Origin of the sequence: Rhizobium sp. BK379, assembly GCF_014193955.1 — a bacterium.
Lineage (GTDB): Bacteria > Pseudomonadota > Alphaproteobacteria > Rhizobiales > Rhizobiaceae > Rhizobium.
This window is the reverse complement of the sequence record NZ_JACIAD010000011.1, coordinates 46,339-61,326: the sequence shown is the minus strand read 5'-3', so window position 1 is coordinate 61,326 and position 14,988 is coordinate 46,339. Positions and strand designations below refer to the sequence as shown.

The window sequence follows — 14,988 nt, the reverse complement described above, 5'->3', positions numbered from 1 at the left end:
ATCCTTTGCAGCGGGCCTTCAATTGAAGGCGCTCACCTTCAACAGCGTATCGGCCTCCGATATTCGCTCTCCATGCCCGTCGAAGACATGCAATGCTTCGGGTGGCGCATGGAAAAACACGCGTTCGCCCCCATCGAGACGCGGTAGAGCATGGGTCGTCAAAAACAGCGTGTGGTTTTCGCTGCGCAATTCGAGGATCCAGCTGCCGCCGGTCGGCAGGACGCCGGTAACAGTCATCTCACCGAAAAAATCACCTTGCGGTACGTCTTCCATCTTCAGGACATAGCCCATCGCCTCCGGCCGGATGCCGATAGAGCCGATGCGGGAAAGAGCCGGATAGCGCGACGAGAAATAGCCTTCGGCCTTGTCGGCGATATCGCTGATACCCGGCCGTCCAAAGGTCAGGATATTGATCGGCGGACTGCCGACGAATTCCGCAACGAAGCGATTGGCCGGACGATCATAGATATCGTTGGGCGTGCCCATCTGCTGCAGCGTGCCTTCGTTCATGACCGCGATCGTGGTCGCCAGCGTCATTGCCTCCCACTGGTCATGGGTCACGAAAACGATGGTCGTCTTGAATTCCTTGTGCAGCCGCTTGAGTTCAGCGCGCATCTCGAGCCGAAGCCGAGCATCCAGATTGGACAAGGGCTCATCGAGGAGAAGGACGCCCGGATTGACGGCGAGCATGCGCGCCAGTGCCACACGCTGCTGCTGGCCGCCGGAAAGCTGTGAGGGGTAGCGATCGCGGTATTTGGCAATATCGAGCGCCTGCATCACGCGCTCGACGCGTTCTTCACGCTCGGCTTTCGGCAGTTTGCGCAGCCGCAGGCCGAAATCGGTGTTGCGCTCGATCGTCAGATGCGGCCAGAGGGCGTAGCTTTGGAAGACGAGACCCATCTCGCGTTTTTCGGGTGGAACAAAAACGCCTTCGGCAACGGAATCGATCAGCCTGTCTCCAACGCGAATTTCACCTCCGGACAGGTTTTCCAGCCCCGCGATCATCCTCAACGTCGTCGTCTTGCCGCAGCCCGAGGGGCCGAGAAGGCACATGAATTCACCGTCGCGAATTTCCAGATCGAGGTCGGAGACCGCATTTGCCGAATTCACGCCGTAGTTTTTTTGCGCACCGCGCAGGTTGATCGTAGGCATCAGCTTCCAAGTCCTTCTGCAAGATTTGTGCGGGTCAGTTTCTGGGCCGTCAGCGTGCCGAAATAAGCAATGCCGGCTATGATCAGGACGACGGCATTGGCCGCTTGGGTATAGTGATAATCGACCAGCCGCAGGGAATAGGTGGTCAAGACGTCAGTGCTCGGGACGGCGAGGATTACGAACAGGCTGAGGCCCTTGATCCCGGAAATGAAGGGTAGAAGCACGCCGGTCACCAGAGAGCCTTTCTGGATGGGGATCACGATCGAGATCATGCGCCGCAACCACCCTGCCCCGGCAATCTGCGCTGCCTCCTCTGGATCCTTGCCGAGCTGCGTCATCGCTGAAATCCCGGCGCGGGAGGCGTAGGGCATCTGGTCAGCGATGAGGGCGAGCACGAGGATGGTTACGGTGCCATAGAGCGCCGGCATCGGACCGCGCGGAACTGCAAACAGGGAGAGATAGGCGGCCGCGAATGCAATGCCTGGCACGAGATAGGGAAGAAACGTCACCTGGCGGAGATAGACTGACAGGACGCGCACCGGTGTGCGAATGACGACGTAGCCGACGAAGAGACCGAGAATACCCGAGGTCAAAGATGCAAGACCGACGATCATCAATGTATTGCCGGCCGCCGCCCAAAGATCCGGGCTAAGGAGAATGCCTGTTTGTAGCGCCACCGTATCGAGATTGGTGCCGATCCAATAGTCGAGCGTGAAGTTGTCGAGCGTGAACTGGGCAGGAATTTTCATGACGGTCGACAGGGCGAGCGTCAGCAAAGGCAAGCCGACACTAAGCAGGAAGATTGCTGCCGCAAAGCCTGTGGCCGGAAGGCGCATGTTGCCCAGGCGGCTCTGACGGTTCATCGAGCCCTTCGAACCAATGGTGACGAAACGACGTGCTTCGCGTACCAGTCGTGCATCGATCATCAAGGTGATGATGCCGATCACCATGATCGAGGCCGCAACGACGCCTGCGACACCTGTCTGGCGTGACGCGATGCTGCGAAACAGCGACGTCGAGAGCACTTCGAACTTCACAGGCAGGCCGAGGACATAGGGAACGCCGAACTCGCCAAGGCACTTTGCGAATATGAGCACCATCGACGACAGGAGTGCAGGCCGCATCAAGGGCAGGATCACCTGTAGGGCAACCTGGTGGCGCCGGGCGCCAAGGATACGGGCAGAATCCTCCAACTGCGAATCGAAGCGGCGCAAAGCCGACCCGAACAACAGAATCACGAACGGCGTATAGTGCAAGGCAAGGATGATCGTAATCGGAAACCGGCCGTAAGCGACCCAGTCGGGCGGCGTCATGCCCATCGCCTCGAACCAACCCGGCTGTCCACCGATCGTGCGGTTCTTGAAGAGGGTCGTCCAGGCAAGCGCGAAAGTCCAGGCCGGCAGCATGTAAGGGACGATCAGGGCCGTCGCAAACCATCGGCGCCCGAACATGTCGGTACGGCTGATCAACCAAGCCAGGATCGTGCCGATCGCCAAGGAAAGGGCGATGGCGCCAAATGCAACAGTTAGCGTATTAAGAAGCGGATGCCAGAAGAGATCGGTCGCCACCGGCGAGAAGAATGTCCGATCGAGATAGTAGAAGGTGAAATCCCCCACCTCCTTGCCGAGCCGTCGCTCGTGGCCAAATTGAACGCGAACGGCGTCGAATATGATCGAAATGATCGGAACGACAATCAGATAGGTAAAGAGCAGCGCCGTCACGACACCTATCAGTGTCGTTGGCTCGCGCAACGCGACCTTGATCCGATAGCGCCATGCCTGCCACCCGGATGGCTTTGCGGCAACCCTGTTTCCAGGCGCTTGCGCTTTTAGAGTATCGCTTAAAAGAGCCATCATACCTCCCAATCGAGCTTCATTTCCGCGCTTGACTTGCCTGACTCAGGCAAAGGCAGACACAGCAGAGCATCCACCAAGAAGGCGGCCCTGGCGCATCGAGCGCGAGAAAGAAAATTAGTCCTCCACCGACAGGCCTCTGCAGCCCGCCGTCCTGGCAAACGCGCGGCTCCTCCCGGCGTTCACCCATTGGCCAGGGCAATGGAATAAGCATTCCATTTGCCCTCTATTCTGGAACACATGATTCATCTAATTGATGACTTTGTCAACGAGAAAATGCACGCGCGATCAATGTCATATCTATCTGTTTTTACTAACTATTTTCTGCCATTTAGTTGGATTTTTCGAACAGGTTTGCATCCACGTTCGCCAAGAGTGCAAATCGCTGCCATTTTCCTTGCGTCCTTATTAACGATCGACATCGCCAACCACGCCTGCTTGGCCGACGCGCGGAATTTTTCGGTTGGAAAAACCTGCGCTTTATGTCCTGTGATATGCGCTCTGGTTTAGGTGGGAACGATTGATGGCACAGACATTTGTGACGGCAGAGGAAGTCGCGAAACGCGCAGGCGTATCGCGCTCTGCGGTATCGCGCACGTTCAACGGCGGCAGCGTATCGAAATCGGTGCGCCGCAAAGTGCTGAAAGCGGCTGGCGAACTTGGCTATCGCGTCAACCGTCTGGCGCAGGGATTGATGAGCGATCGTTCCAACCTTATCGGCGTGGTGGGCGCCAATCTGAGTTCACCATTCATCTCCAGGCAGCTTGATCTCTTGAGTATCGGCCTGTTGCGAAAGGGCCTGCAGTGCCTGCTGCTCAACGCGGCCGACGCGCGCAAGGACATTGCGCCGCTCATCGAGCTTCTCTTCGAGTTTCGAGCGCAGGCTATCATCGTGCTGTCTGGCGAGCCGCCCACATCGATCATCGACGAGTGCATTGCCAATGGCGTGCGTCTCATTTTGATCAACCAGCGCATCGACAGAACCGATACCAGCATGGTGCTGAGCGACGATTCCCACGGAGCAGAGCTTGCCGCCATGCGGCTGGTCAAAGCCGGTTGCAAAAAGGTCGCCGTCGTTTCAAGCAGCAGCCAGACTCCGTCACAGGTTCGCCGGTCGAATGCCTTCTGCCAGCGCATGGGGATCGAGGGTGTGGAAGTCGTTCCCTGGTCCGGCGGTCCGACGGCCTACGACAGCGGTTACAGAGCCGCCTGCGAATTGCTTTCGGACAGGACAATCGATGGCGCGTTCTGTGTCACCGACCTCATGGCGCTTGGCTTCCTGGACGCAGCCCGCCTGGAAATGGGCCGTCGCGTGCCTGAGGATCTGTCGATCGTCGGTTTCGACGACATTCCGCAGGCGGGCTGGAAGAGCTACCAGTTGACCACGGTCGCCCAGCCGCTCGAGGATCTGACCGAAAAAGTGCTGACGGCGCTCGAAAGCGACGAGACCGAGACGAGGCTCCGGGTCGTGTCGGTTGCCATGGTGGAGAGGACGACGGTGCGCTAGTTCGCCTGGCGGATCCGGCTTTCGATCAGAAGACCGCTTTGGTCGAGGATTGGATGGGCGACGGCTGCGATATGGGCATGAATCCGTTTCAGGTCGCGCAGAATATCGAGATGCAGCGAGCTGGTCTGAATGCTTTCAGGCCGCTCTTCGCGCAGGCGCTGCAGGTGCCGTTCAGCTGACTGCTTCTCGAGCCGGCGCACATCCTCCTTGATCTCCACCAGGCGGCGCGCCAGCATCGCGTTTTGTGTCGCAAAGACGGTTTGTGCCATACGGATACTCTCCAGCGTCACGTTAAATAGGCCGGCGATTTCCTCCTGCCCGTCGCGCGAGAATTGCAGGCTTCGATCGATCTTTTTGGCGATTTCCGGGAGGATGCCTTTTTCGATAATGTCACCAATATGCTCCAGATTGATGGCATATTCGACGATGTCCATCGAGCGGCGATGCTCTTCTGCGCTCAATCCGTCATGACCAAGCTTGGAAATATAGACCTTGATCGCGTGTTGAATTCGATCAACCCGGCCTTCCAGCATTGCAATACCGGCAAGAGCCGAAGAATCGTTACGAGTCATCGCCTCGGTCGCCTGCGACAGCATGCGTTCGACCAGATCGCCGACGACCATGACCTCGCGGCTTGCGCCTGCAAGAGCAGAGAGCGGACGAGTGAGATCATTGCTGTCCAGGTAGCTGTTCTCCTCAGGATCCTGCTTGGTCTCCGGCAGGAGGCGAGACATCAGCGACAGAACAAAGGGCGACAGTGGCCAGGCGACAAGAGCGACGATGAGATTAAAGACGAGATGGGCATCGACGGCGAAATTCTGATGCGGCAGCGGCGACAATTCCAGGAGGTCTGCGCCATAGCCTGCAAGCGGAAGAGCGATGCACACACCGATTCCACGCACGATCAGGTTCCCGAGCGTCACCCTGCGGGCGCTCGTCGGCGCACGAAGGGTGGCAAGCACGGGGGGGACCGCTCCTCCTAGATTGGCACCAAGGACGAGCACGATCACGAGCCCTGTGTCGATGCCGCCGCCAGCGGAAAGCGATAGGATGAGAACGACGACCGCGAGGCTCGACGATGCCAGGATTGCCAGGAAAGCCGAAAAGATCAACGCTACTGGCCATGCATTTCCAAGCATGGCGATGAAGAGGGCGAGGGCCGGCGATTGACGGATGGGATCGGTCGCTCCCGAAAGCAGATGCAGCGACAAGAGCATCAAGCCGACGCCGACAAGAGCGGTGCCCGCGCCCTGGCGCGCAGTGGACTTCCCGCGCAGCAGGACCGTCCCGACGAGGATGAGCAGCGGCGAAAGCCAGCCAAGGCCAAGAGCGACAATCCACGCGGTCGCAGCCGTCCCGACATTTGCTCCGAGAAGCACGATCTGCGCCATGGCCGCCACGATCATGTCTCGTTCGACGAAGGAGGCGACCATCAAGGCCGTTGCCGTAGAACTTTGCAAAGCAATGGTGGCAACAAAGCCCGCACAGATCGATCGGGCACCGCTTCTGGTACTTCTCGCCAGCCCCGCACGGAGTTTCGTGCCGAAGGCGCGCGTCATTCCATCCTTGACCTGGGCGAGACCGAAGAGAAGCAGAGCAACTGCGCCGAAAAGATTGATGCTGACGATAGTCGATTCCATGCCATCACCTGCTGCCTATTGACCCGACGGGCACCCGGCACTTGTCGTAATGTTTCGCCGTCAGACCGCTGTCCAGCCGATGCAACGCCATTTCCATTCGATCTCGCCGCTAGGCCGGCTCATCCTGCAGATCCCGTTCAAGGCGGACGACAACGCTGTTTCGGCCGTTTGTGGCGCGATCGAGAAACGCTCCGAGCGCTCCAAAGAAAATGCCGAGAAACCGTGGAAGCGACCCATCTTGGGCGCCGGGCTCAAGTCCGAATCGATCTGCCAGCAACCGATAGAGCGCCAGCCGCTCCGGTTCGATATGCGCCATCGCCAGATGAGCGCCCTGCCGCAGGCAGTACCAATCGGCAATCAGCTCGATCATCGGGAGGCCTTCGGCCAAGACAACGCTTGATGGCGTCAAGCCTTTACCCTTGCCGGCAAGGCATTCTACCGCCTGTGCCACTCGCATCGGCAAGACCGATGCAGCAATCGCGTCTGGCCATTCCTTCGGAAGGTAGCGGTGGATGACAAGCGCCCGTTTATGTGCCCGCAGAAAATCGCCGTAGGTTTCGGCGGCGTGCGCCGCCTCGCCATTCTCGTGGGATGCGGCGGTTTCCAGCCGATAGCCTTCCAGGAGGCGATGATCGACGGACGTGGCCGCCAATTCGACCGTATCGATCACCACACCATGATGCCAAGGCCGGATCACCTTGAAGGCCGGAGGAAATGCAACGAGGGACGGCACCGCAATATTGGTAAAGGAACCTTGATCGCTACTCCGCCTAGTGACGCCTTCGACATGCAGGTGACCGCTGAAATGAACGTGCACATCGGCGGCGCAAAAGGCGTCCTCGACCTCGCGCCGTGGCGTGCGGCGCACGACGTTGGTTTCACCGAAGAGAGCCTTCTCGGCCTCACAGGCGCCATCGAACGGGTCAAGGGCGGGGTAGTGAGAGAACACAAGCAAGGTCTTGCCGAGATGGGTTGCCCGGCGCGTGACGTCGCCGATCCAGGAGAGAATGAAAGGCTTGAGGCGCAGCATGGCGTTCCAGCCGCCGGCGGTGCTGTCGGTGAAAGCAGCCTCTTCCCCGTGCATAAATGCACCATCGAGCGGCTCGAAGACATTTGCGTCGATCATCAACAGCCAGAGACCGGACGCCGGCTCGACGAGATAGGAGGCATCCATGAGCCGGTAGCAGTTGCGACCGTCTGGCGACGCCACCTCGTAAAGCCTGTCCTCCTCGGCGTCGGACGATCCGAACGGGCTTTCCCAATGAATGTATTCCGGCTTCCGGAAAAAGCCGAAATTCGCCATCGGGCGAAGCCCCTCCGGGTATCCTTCACAATACATCCTGTCGCTGAAGACAGTACCGTTGCCGGCAAGCCTGGCATCGCTGGAGACGAGGATCGGCCGACCGGCTTCCGTCAGGAACTCCTTGGTGTGATGGCGGCCACGCAGGCCGAAAATGTCGTGATTTCCAGGTAGCGCATAAAAGGCTGTGCCATGGTCGCGACTGTGCCGCTGCAGGATATCGGCCAATTTTTCGGTCGTCGCCCGCTGGCCGTCGTCACTGTAATCGCCCAACAGCACGACATGGCGGATACCGCGCTTCTCCACCTTCTGGAGCGCTGCATACAATGCGCCGGCACTCTCGTTGAACACCCGGGTCGACTGGCGCGTGTCCGACCAGCTGCGCATCGTCAGCGCCCGGCCGCCGATCCTGATGCCGGAAAAGCCGAAATCGGCATCGGTATCGTGAAAATGTGCGTCCGCAATAACAGCAATTTCGGGGAAGGAACGATACGTCATCAATTGCCCTGCTTTCGAGCTTCGATCAGACCGATCCATTCCGATGCACGCAGGGCCGCGTCATAGAGCGCCGGCTTCGGCGTTTCGAACCATTCGTCCGGACGCAATTCGCGCCGCTCGCGAATGACGGCAAGGGCGGCGTCGATCGAGGGATAGAGATGCGGCTGTTGCTTGTGAAGGAAAAGCGCAACCAGCGAAACAGAGCGGCTGCGACCGCTTCGACAATTGACGAGGATGTTGCCGCCGTCAGGGAAGGGATAAGTCTCCCGCTTCGGCATGGTCTGGCGCAGAGCCCCGTCGAGAATGTAATAGGCGCCAAGCATCATCGTATCGGGGCTGCCCTCCCCGTCGATCAGACCAACCTTGTAGTAGCGGATATCGCCGTAGCCCGAAGCCCTTATGTCGAGTGTTTCCTCATCCGCCGTTACGTAGTTGATGTCGAGATTGACAGCACAGTTCACCACAGTGGTAATCTGGTGTTCGCGTAGCAGGCCGATGTTGCTTGCGCCGCTACCTCCGCCAATGAAGAGGGTGGCCCCGAAGGGTCCGAGGCCTTCCGCGATCAAACTGATCGCCGGGCGTTCGTAGACAGGTCCATCCATGTCAAATCCTCCAGGCCTTCCACCGCAGACCATTGAAAACGGTCTATGCTCACGTTTCTACCGACGCTACAGACCTGGCCGGATGTGTTGTCTCAGGCCGCTTGCCCGCCAGAGAGAGCGGGATTTTTGAAATCTTGCTGATCCCGGCCGCAATCGCCGGAGCGGCCGCAAGGACAGGGCCACCCTTTTCCAGGCTGCCAATCTCCAGGAAGGGGCAGACATCGCCACCCGCCTCGCTGACAAGGAGAAGGCCGGCAAGGCAGTCCCAGGAATTCATATGCAGTTCGACGTAGCCGTCGGAGCGGCCATCGGCCACATAGGCCAAGGCCAAGGCACCCGAGCCCGCCCGGCGCACATTGGTCCCGAGATCGAGCAGCCCCTTCACCACATCGAGATAGGTCTCGTTCGCTATGCGCGTCGACCATCCCATTTCGATCGTCGTGGCGTCGTAGCGATTTGTCGCAGCAACCTGGATCGGCTTGCCGTTCAAGCTCGCACCACGACCACGTTCAGCAAAATAAAGCTCATCAAGCGCTGGATTGTAGATGGCACCGAACTCCGTCACCCCCTTTTCCACATAGGCGATCGAAATGCAGAAATGGGGAATTCCGCGCGCGAAATTGGCCGTACCATCGACAGGATCGACGACCCAGACGCGCTCACCGATAGCGCCACCGCCTTCTTCGCCAAAGAAGCTGTCGCCCGGGAAGCTTGCCAGGATACCGTCGCGGATCAGAGCCTCCGACGCGGCGTCAGTCTCCGTCAGATAGTCCTGTGGGCCCTTCATCGACACGCCTGTTCCGGCTCCCGCATGAAAGCCCTGGAGAACCAGCTCGCCGGCCGCGCGGATGATCGTGCGACAATAGTCCGCACGCGTTTCGGTCAAGACAACATCGGACCCTGGATGCATCGAAATCCCCCTTAGGCGCTTTGCACACGCGATCACCATTGCACGCGCGTGCAAAACGGTCAAGTCTTGCAATCGTTGGATATGAATTGCGTTGACGAGTTATGATTTTACCAGAATTGCAAGCGCGCCCGCACCCGCCTGCACACTAGTCCGTCTTCTGGGGGCGCTCGTCTATTCTCGGATGGAAATGGGACTGCCACCGGATCGGCGCTTCTGAAAACAGCCCAAACGCCTGAACGACCATACCGCTTGGGACATCGATGTTTCTGGCAATGCCGGTGCCTTTGAGGACCCCTCCGCGTTTATCCGGATCAGGCTCTCGAAAAGAGCTGCCGGCGCCGAGCTGGCAATTCTGAATGCGGATCGGGCCAAGCACCTGCGCGCCATCCCCAAGCCTGGCGCTCCCGGCAATGGAGCCGCCGCCGTTCAACCGGACGTCGTTTCCGATGTGGATCCTGTCACTTGGCGCACTGGTGACAAAGGTGAAGCCCCCCTCCTGACCGACATCGCCGTTTGCACCGATGGCAATTGAGCCGGCGCCAGCCGCTATCCGCACGCCGCTGTGAAGGACGGTTGACGCACCGATGCTGACCGCCGCCTCGGGGGCCACCTCCAACGTCACATTGGGCCAGATGAAGATACCGGGCGCCAGGCTGGCGCGGCGGGAAATCAGGGTCGAAAATGGATCGATGATGGTGACATCCAGATCTGCAAGCCGCAGCGTCTCCTCAATCGTCAGGAAACCTTTCAGGCGCCTGACCTCATCAATTCTGTCTGGTATCTCACGCATCTGAAGCGCCTCCGGTCGCGATTTTTAGCAGGACTGCGACTGTTGCATCGCCGTCATGCTGGCCGCGGCTCCAGGCATCCTCGAATTCGCCTCTGAAGATAGCGGTTCCGGCATCTTCTTGAAGGTTTTCTCTCAGATAAGGAAACTTTCCAACCGTCTTTTCAAAGGGAAAGAGCATTCTGTTTGCGAGGACGGAAGCGAATAGATCGGCGTTTCCGCCACCTTTTCGCCCATGCAGATTTGCAGCGGACAAGACGTCTTCGAGCGTCAGGCCCATTGTCTCCCGGCATTGCAGGATATTGCCGATGAACACAACCGGACAGCTGGCATTCTCAATCGCCGGGACGAGGCCATTTACCAGCAAATGCGGCAGGATACTTGTATAAAGGCTGCCTGGACCGAAGGCGATAAGGTCCGCATTGGCAATTGCGTCGAGCACTGCGGGGTTTGCAACCGCCGGACTCCGATCGGCGCGAGCCAGCTCGACCTCGGCTATTCCAATCCTTGCATCCTCCGGCACCATCGACGTGATAACGTCCTGTGGCATCAGGCCGCGACCGTCTTTCAGCCTTGCGGACAGAACCAGATCGTTGTCGCAGGATGACGGCCATACGTTTCCGCGGATGCCGCAGAGCTTTCTGAACACGAAGATCGCCGTGTTGACGTCCCCATTATGCGCAAGGCATGCCCCCGTCAGAATGAAATTGCCGATGCTGCCGTGCCTGAAGTCGAATTCACGGCCGACAGAAGAGGCGAACGTGTTCAGATAGTTCAAGATCGCACCACGAAGACCCGGCTCCATCCTCTCCAGCAACGGATGACGGCCTTCTGCATAGAAGAGAAATTCATTGCGGCCTTCCTCACGGCCAAGATTGGCCGAAAGCCGGGCGCTGCAGATTTTGACCACGTCACCGGCACAGCCCTCTCCATGCGCCATGGTCATCAGAGCCTGGCGGATATCTCCGACCGAAAGGATGGCAAGCCGCTCACGAATGACTTTCGAGCTGCCGCCGCTATCCCAGGCGGGCACCACGCGGGTGACGTCGGCTCCGTTTTGGCACAGCGCAACATTGATCGATCGACAGGCGCTGCCGCCCGAGAACAAGACAATCCGTTTCATGCCCGCCCCTGATATCCGACCGCAGATCGATAGCCTTTGCTGATCGTCTGCAAAAGCTTTTCCGTCGTCACATGACGTGACGAGCCTGTCACAGAAGATTTCGCATTCGCGCAAGCCCGAAAGCAGCGATCGTGCCGGCATCCCGAAGATCACCGTCGAGGATCATACGCTGCAGCTCATGGACCGAAACGGTTGCCTGAACGAGGTCCTGTTCTTCATGCTCCAGCCTGATGTCTCCTGCCATCAGATCCGTCGCAAAGAAGACGTGGCATTTTTGGGTTACCGTTCCATAGAGCGGATAAATGGTGCCGATCCGGACCAACGAACCAGCAACCAGACCGGTTTCCTCCTGCAATTCGCCGCGGGCGAGCACCTCGGGATCTGCATCCGGTTTATCTTCCCAGGCCCCTTGCGGAAACTCCCATTGGCGCGACTTGATCGGATATCGATATTGTTGAACCAGGTGAACGAGACCGCGCTCAAACGGCAGGATCATCACGAAGTCCGGTTTGTCGACATAGCCATAGAGCCCGGGTGAGCCGTCACGGCGCCGGATCGTATCCTCGCGGACCGTCATCCACCGGTTGGCATAGACCTCTGTCGAACCGACTGTGACGATATCCGGTTTCGTGCCTTGCTCAGATATCTCGATTGAAGACGAATTCAAAACCTCGCGCTCCTTGTCCTTGAACGCCCGAACTCAATTTGATTGGTCAGCTTCATGCCTGAAAAAGCGGCCAATGAATCACCCTAGCCCCCACCTCCTCGTCTCCGCAATTTCATTTCTGGCTTCGGCCGATGCGGTCGAAAGGATACGAGGAGCGACTTGAGTTCGAGCTCACGCACACGCCGGGCGGCTTCGTCCGGAGGAACCCAGGCCAGAACCCGTTCGCCGCACTCCTTGAAATCATCCGCCAGCGCCACGACCTCAATCTCGAACAGGTCAACGATGCAGGGCGACACGACGTCAGGTCCGAATTCTTTGAGATAGGTATATCGGCCGATCGGCTTCTTTCGCGCGCTCCCCTCGACGCCCGCTTCCTCAAACGCTTCGGTGGCAGCCGTTTCGAACGGCTTCTTCTTCTTGATAGGCCAACCCTTTGGAATAACCCAACGACGACTGTCACGCGAGGTGATCAGCAATATCTCGATCTGATCCTCGTTCCCGATATAGCGAAAGCAAATAGCTCCATATTGCTGCAAAAAGACACCCTTGAACAAAGCTTCGGGAGCGGCCGCCAAATGTTGCAGCAATCCGCCGGTCTTGGCCTTCTTGGGCTTGTCGTCGTTCTTCATCGATCTCCCGGGATGCTTACGAAGCTTTGAAGGCGATTGCATCACCCGCCGCGGATCGATCCGCGCCAGACTAGCTCGGCATGGAGTTTGAGCGTCCGAACTTCATCCACATCGACTGTCGCAGCCGGAGCAGCCAGAAAGGCGACGGCCTCGCGCGCAACCGTCGCAACCGGTTGTGCGAAGGTTGTCAGATCATAGGAAGACCACGAAGCCTGCTCGACATCGTCGAAGCCGGCAACACACAACTGATCAGGAACGGACAACTTGAACTGATGCCGCGCGGCGTCCATGACGCCGCAGGCAAGCAGATCATTGGCGCAGAAGATCGCGTCCGGCCGCTCCCTGCGCGTCAAAAGTCTCTGGGCGACCACCTTCCCCGCCTCATATCCCGTAGAGCCGTGACGCTCGACGGCAACCTCCATGCCGAGAGCCGCGGCAGCATCGATGAAACCGCGCTCGCGTGCCATGAGGCTCGGGGTGCCGGCCTCGGAATTGGCAAATGCGAGCTGGCGGCAGCCCGCGCGTAGAAAAGCCGTCAGAATGCGGCCAGCGGCCTCCTGGTCGTCGAGGTTGATGCGTAGCGGCCCCGGCTGGTCGTCATCGCGATTGATGAGAACCAGGCGCTGGCCATTCCTCAGGCAGAGTTGGGTGATGGATTTGTCGGGCAGTCCGGACAGGATGATCGACGCATCGGCTCGATAGTGAATGGCCTGTCGCAGCGCCCGATCCACACTGCCGTCGGAACGGTCGGTGTTGACCAGCATGGCGATCTTTCCGCAGTTCTGGAGCTGCTGGGTAACCGCCTGGATCAATGACGAGCGAAATGGCGTCCCGAGTTCGGACACAATGAGACAGACGATGCCACTTTCGTTTGTCATCAGCCCGCGGGCCAGGTGGTTGACGTGGTAACCAAGCGCCTCCGCCGCATCCATCACGCGCCTGCGCGTCTCCGCAGAGACACTGGCACCCGGAGTGAAGGCACGCGATACCGCAGAACGCGAAACGCCCGCTTTTTTCGCGACTTCCTGTGCGCTGACAAAATCCTTGGTGACCACCGGCCGCTCCCTTTGCGCGGACTGTGCACATAATTGCAATTGTGTGCAAGTGCACAGGCGGCAGTTCACCATGACACTTTTATGACAATAGCAATTGACAGGACCTTCCTGCTCATGCACGCTTTGCACACGCTTGCAAAGGCGGATGGCGTGGAGGCGCCAGACATGAACGAGGAGGATAGAATGCGTTCAGCCAATATCGTCGCGGCGGCACTTGTCACAAGTGTCTCTCTTGTTGCCTACTCGGCGCACGCCGCCGGTGATCTCAATCTCATCTGCTCGGCAGATGTCGTCATCTGCGAGATGATGAAGGATAGTTTCGAGAAGCAGACGGATATCAAGGTGAACATGGTTCGCCTGTCATCCGGCGAGACTTATGCAAAAGTCCGTGCCGAGGCGCGCAACCCGAAGACAGATATCTGGTGGGCGGGGACCGGCGACCCGCATCTGCAGGCGGCCAGCGAAGGCCTGACCCAGGAATACAAATCGCCGATGCTCGACCAACTTAATGATTGGGCAAAGAAGCAGGCGGAGAGTGCCAATTTCCGTACGGTCGGCGTTTACGCCGGCGCGCTCGGCTGGGGCTACAATACCGACCTGTTGGCAAAGAAGGGCTTGAAAGAGCCGAAGTGCTGGGCCGATTTGCTCGACGCTTCCTACAAGGGCGAGATCCAGATCGCCAATCCGAACTCGTCGGGTACCGCCTATACGGCACTCGCAACGCTCGTGCAGATCATGGGGGAGGATAAGGCCTTCGATTATCTCGGCAAGCTCAACGCCAATATCTCGCAATACACGAAATCGGGGTCGGCGCCAGTGAAGGCCGCTGCCCGTGGCGAAGCGACGATCGGCATCGTCTTCATGCATGATGCGGTAGCGCAGACCGTCGAAGGCTTCCCGGTTAAGTCTGTCGCGCCTTGTGAGGGAACCGGGTACGAGATCGGGTCGATGTCGATCATCAAGGGCGCCAAGAACCTGGACAATGCCAAGAAGTGGTATGACTGGGCGCTGACGGCCGAAGTGCAGTCGCATATGAAGGACGCCAAGTCGTTCCAGCTGCCGTCGAACAAGTCCGCCGAGGTGCCGAAGGAATCGCCGAAGTTCGAGGACATCAAGCTCATCGAATACGATTTCAAGACCTACGGCGATCCCGACAAGCGCAAGTCACTGCTCTCGCGTTGGGACAAGGAAATCGGCGCCAAGGCCAACTGATCTCCATCCAATCCTCTGGCCGGCTGCGCACGCCGCCGGCCAGATGCATGATG

13 protein-coding genes are annotated in these 14,988 nt (G+C 58.8%); 2 read left to right on the top strand and 11 right to left on the bottom strand.

What is annotated here, in order from left to right:
* Nucleotides 1–18: 18 nt before the first annotated feature.
* On the bottom strand, nucleotides 19–1,152 hold the full coding sequence (locus FHT93_RS33775; protein ID WP_183851308.1) for an ABC transporter ATP-binding protein: 1,134 nt from the start codon (nucleotides 1,150–1,152) through the stop codon (nucleotides 19–21).
* Nucleotides 1,152–3,005: an iron ABC transporter permease gene (locus FHT93_RS33770; RefSeq protein ID WP_183851307.1), complete on the bottom strand. Its 1,854-nt coding sequence runs from the start codon at nucleotides 3,003–3,005 to the stop codon at nucleotides 1,152–1,154. Before FHT93_RS33770 ends, FHT93_RS33775 begins: the two co-directional genes overlap by 1 nt.
* Nucleotides 3,006–3,528: 523 nt before the next feature.
* On the opposite strand from FHT93_RS33770, the gene FHT93_RS33765 reads away from it, so the two are divergent.
* Nucleotides 3,529–4,512, top strand: coding sequence for a LacI family DNA-binding transcriptional regulator (locus tag FHT93_RS33765; RefSeq protein WP_183851306.1), 984 nt, complete (start codon nucleotides 3,529–3,531; stop codon nucleotides 4,510–4,512).
* Here the strand turns inward: FHT93_RS33765 and FHT93_RS33760 are convergent.
* The 9 genes from FHT93_RS33760 to FHT93_RS33720 form a co-directional block, all read right to left on the bottom strand.
* Nucleotides 4,509–6,152, bottom strand: coding sequence for a Na/Pi cotransporter family protein (locus tag FHT93_RS33760; protein WP_183851305.1), 1,644 nt, complete (start codon nucleotides 6,150–6,152; stop codon nucleotides 4,509–4,511). The genes FHT93_RS33765 and FHT93_RS33760 overlap by 4 nt on opposite strands.
* A gap of 109 nt (nucleotides 6,153–6,261) precedes the next feature.
* Nucleotides 6,262–7,950 carry a metallophosphoesterase gene (locus tag FHT93_RS33755; RefSeq protein ID WP_183851304.1) on the bottom strand — a complete coding sequence of 563 codons (1,689 nt, stop codon included), beginning with the start codon at nucleotides 7,948–7,950 and terminating at the stop codon, nucleotides 6,262–6,264.
* Nucleotides 7,950–8,552: a dual specificity protein phosphatase gene (locus FHT93_RS33750; protein WP_183851303.1), complete on the bottom strand. Its 603-nt coding sequence runs from the start codon at nucleotides 8,550–8,552 to the stop codon at nucleotides 7,950–7,952. The genes FHT93_RS33755 and FHT93_RS33750 overlap by 1 nt, the downstream gene beginning before the upstream one ends.
* A gap of 49 nt (nucleotides 8,553–8,601) precedes the next feature.
* Complete coding sequence (locus FHT93_RS33745; RefSeq protein ID WP_183851302.1) at nucleotides 8,602–9,462, bottom strand: inositol monophosphatase; 861 nt, start codon at nucleotides 9,460–9,462, stop codon at nucleotides 8,602–8,604.
* 145 nt (nucleotides 9,463–9,607) lie between these two features.
* A complete protein-coding gene (locus FHT93_RS33740; protein WP_183851301.1) occupies nucleotides 9,608–10,252 on the bottom strand; it encodes a hypothetical protein in 645 nt (214 codons plus the stop codon).
* Nucleotides 10,245–11,372, bottom strand: coding sequence for a gluconeogenesis factor YvcK family protein (locus FHT93_RS33735; protein ID WP_183851300.1), 1,128 nt, complete (start codon nucleotides 11,370–11,372; stop codon nucleotides 10,245–10,247). The genes FHT93_RS33740 and FHT93_RS33735 overlap by 8 nt, the downstream gene beginning before the upstream one ends.
* A gap of 88 nt (nucleotides 11,373–11,460) precedes the next feature.
* Nucleotides 11,461–12,039 carry an NUDIX hydrolase gene (locus FHT93_RS33730; protein ID WP_183851299.1) on the bottom strand — a complete coding sequence of 193 codons (579 nt, stop codon included), beginning with the start codon at nucleotides 12,037–12,039 and terminating at the stop codon, nucleotides 11,461–11,463.
* 83 nt (nucleotides 12,040–12,122) lie between these two features.
* The gene (locus FHT93_RS33725) at nucleotides 12,123–12,668 is read right to left on the bottom strand and encodes an NUDIX hydrolase (protein ID WP_183851298.1); all 546 of its coding nucleotides are present in this window, start codon (nucleotides 12,666–12,668) and stop codon (nucleotides 12,123–12,125) included.
* Nucleotides 12,669–12,709: 41 nt separating this feature from the next.
* Nucleotides 12,710–13,723 (bottom strand): substrate-binding domain-containing protein, encoded by a 1,014-nt coding sequence (locus tag FHT93_RS33720; protein WP_183851297.1) that lies wholly within the window; start codon nucleotides 13,721–13,723, stop codon nucleotides 12,710–12,712.
* Between the two features lie 183 nt (nucleotides 13,724–13,906).
* Between FHT93_RS33720 and FHT93_RS33715 the strand changes: the two genes are divergently transcribed.
* The gene (locus FHT93_RS33715; protein ID WP_183851296.1) at nucleotides 13,907–14,935 is read left to right on the top strand and encodes an ABC transporter substrate-binding protein; all 1,029 of its coding nucleotides are present in this window, start codon (nucleotides 13,907–13,909) and stop codon (nucleotides 14,933–14,935) included.
* Nucleotides 14,936–14,988 lie beyond the last annotated feature (53 nt).